This is a genomic window from Bacillus haikouensis (assembly GCF_013179555.1).
Classification (GTDB): Bacteria; Bacillota; Bacilli; order Bacillales; family Bacillaceae_B; genus Rossellomorea; species Rossellomorea haikouensis_A.
The window spans coordinates 1-2,303 of the sequence record NZ_JABMCR010000156.1 but is presented as its reverse complement, the minus strand read 5'-3'; the positions used below and the strand labels follow the sequence as shown (position 1 = coordinate 2,303).

Below are 2,303 nucleotides of genomic sequence, written 5' to 3'. Positions count from 1 at the left end.
GATGCACCTGCTTCTGTGGAAGTCATCGCAGTTTCATTTTCTTCATCCACTACTGTTTCATTCTTCACGTCAGCTTCCGTATCTGCATTCACTTCCGCTGATTCGTCTTCTCCTTCAACAGCTGCGTTCACATTTGAATCTGCTTCGGCACCGTTATGTGTAGAAGCTGTATCACGTTCCTCATCGACAACAGTGTCATTCATGACATCTGCATCCGTGTCAGCGTTGATATCTGATTTTGATTCATCATCTGATCCTCCGAGGTTTAACCCTTCCAGCAAGCCATCTTCTGAATCAAGAATATTAATATCTTCTGCCAATCCTCCGTCACGATCCAACAAAGAATCGTTGTCTGCCGCAAAACTGGTTTGACCTCCGAATGCTAATGCTGCTGCTAATCCACCTGTAAATGCTAATGTTCTAAATACGCTTTTTCTCATTTTAGTATTCTCTCCTTTTAAAAGTTTTTAGGTTTATATACTTTTGTAAAGAAGAGAAGTTTGAGGTGGCTGGGACGGTGGTGCGTTCAACCACTGATCATAATATAGATTTTGGTTCCCATTGAAATCGGATCGCAGGAATCTGACACGATTCGCATCGTTGTCCCACACAATCCAGTGGCTGTTCGAGATGGTCGTTGATCCGTTCATTCCACTTGTGCCCGTGGATTGGCCGGCCCCCGGCTGCATCGTGGTATTCGTCACGATCGGCTCCATTTTCTTATCAGGTATCAATGGTAGTCTGTCTTTTGTTTCGTCGGTTTTCACCTTCTTTGTTACAGGTGGTGCCGATTCAGACTCTTTGGCCGTTATGGATTTTTCTAATTTCCGGGCTTTGTTCATACTGTTTTCAGCATCTGCACTTGGCCCTGCAGATTTATCAGAAACCGTTTCGCCGGTTTTCTCATTTACATCCGCTGAAGGAATGGCATCAGCCTCTTCCTCTGCATTAACAGATGGACTTTTTCCTGCATCAGTCTCAGTTGTTCCTGTCTCCAGTTTAACAGTTGAATCTTCTGAAACCTCCGTTTCAATGACCTCTGTATCAACTTTCACATCAGGCTTTTCCGATACGTTGACTTCAAGCAAAGGCTCGTCATCAGTAAGTGGATCTGTTACAGGCTTTGTTGTGTCTTCAACCGTTTCAGTCACATTCTCCGTAGTGGTTTCCACCGTAGTTGTGACAGATTTGGTTGTATTTCGGACCGTCTTCGTCACTGACTCTGTTGTTGATTTAACGGTATCAGTTACAGGAGCGGCCGAACCCCCTGTTATATCTGTAACCGGTTCAGTTGCAGTCTCCACGGTTTCATTCACCGTGTCACTCACTTCCCGAGTCACAGAGTTTACCGTACCCGACACAGTGCCCGTTGTATTCCCTACAGTGTCAGAGACTGTATCAACCGCAGAAGAAATCACATTCTTTCGGGTTTCTTTCCCATCATCATGTGAAAGACTATCATGTGAAGACTTGTCCCCCTCCTCGTCAGGAGCGGGTTCCTTTTCTTCTACTGAAATGACCTCGTTCGCAACAGAGTCCACTTCATCTGTAACCGTAGAAAGCAATCCTCCCTCTGCTGAAGCGAAAGAAGGAATGCTGAGGATTCCCAGTAAAACGAAAGCACCTATTAGTCGTTTATGCACGTCGTCTTGTCACCTCCTTCCAAAAGAAACTAATCTCGAAGATTTTTTATTGGCTCTGTGAGTGAATTCCGTACCTGAGGACAATTCCTTTGAAATTGTGCCTGGCACCACATAAAAATCCGGCAGAAATCTCACCAAGAAAATCAACATTCCATAAAGCTAACGGAAGAGGTTTAGGTTTGGATCACTTTTTCTATAAAAAATGATTTTTTCCCGAGTAATATTTTCAGAAAAGCCCGAATCCGAAAAATTTCCTTGCAGCCCTTTAAACGAAAAAACTCAGATGTTACAATGTACAACCGTAAGAAATCTCCATCAACTCTCTACCCAAGTTAGTGAGAGGTCAAACAATATTTACTCATAGAAAGGATGTTTTCACATGCATGTAGGAAGCAAAGGATGGTACGTGGAAGAACTTAAAAAAGCAGGCGTACGCCGCTACGAGGAACGTAAAGTGGAATCATACAAGAAACACGTTCTTGCTAATTTACTAGAACGTACTAAATAATAGATAAAGAGGGACGGCCTTCGTATTAAAATGTACCCTATAGAGTAGACACTTAAAAAAAGTCTACCTATAGGGTATTTTTTTGTATAATGACAAATAGACAACTAGTAGAAATCGGGGAAACATCATGAGTAAAAAAACATTCACAGAGA

Annotated in this window: 3 protein-coding genes; 1 reads left to right on the top strand and 2 read right to left on the bottom strand. The window is 42.8% G+C overall.

The features are described 5' to 3' along the window. A partial coding sequence (locus HP456_RS14770; RefSeq protein ID WP_172252414.1) for a hypothetical protein occupies positions 1–440 on the bottom strand: 440 nt, incomplete at its 3' end. Between the two features lie 33 nt (positions 441–473). Further along, entirely contained in the window at positions 474–1,643 is a 1,170-nt protein-coding gene (locus HP456_RS14765; RefSeq protein WP_172252412.1) for a hypothetical protein, read from the bottom strand. Between the two features lie 379 nt (positions 1,644–2,022). Between HP456_RS14765 and HP456_RS14760 the strand changes: the two genes are divergently transcribed. Beyond that, positions 2,023–2,151, top strand: coding sequence for a YflJ family protein (locus HP456_RS14760; protein ID WP_172252410.1), 129 nt, complete (start codon positions 2,023–2,025; stop codon positions 2,149–2,151). Positions 2,152–2,303: the final 152 nt, after the last annotated feature.

Coding starts and splice junctions, on each gene's coding strand:
- HP456_RS14760 (WP_172252410.1), top strand. CDS start 2,023: ATGCATGTAGGAAGCAAAGGATGGTACGTGGAAGAACTTAAAAAAGCA.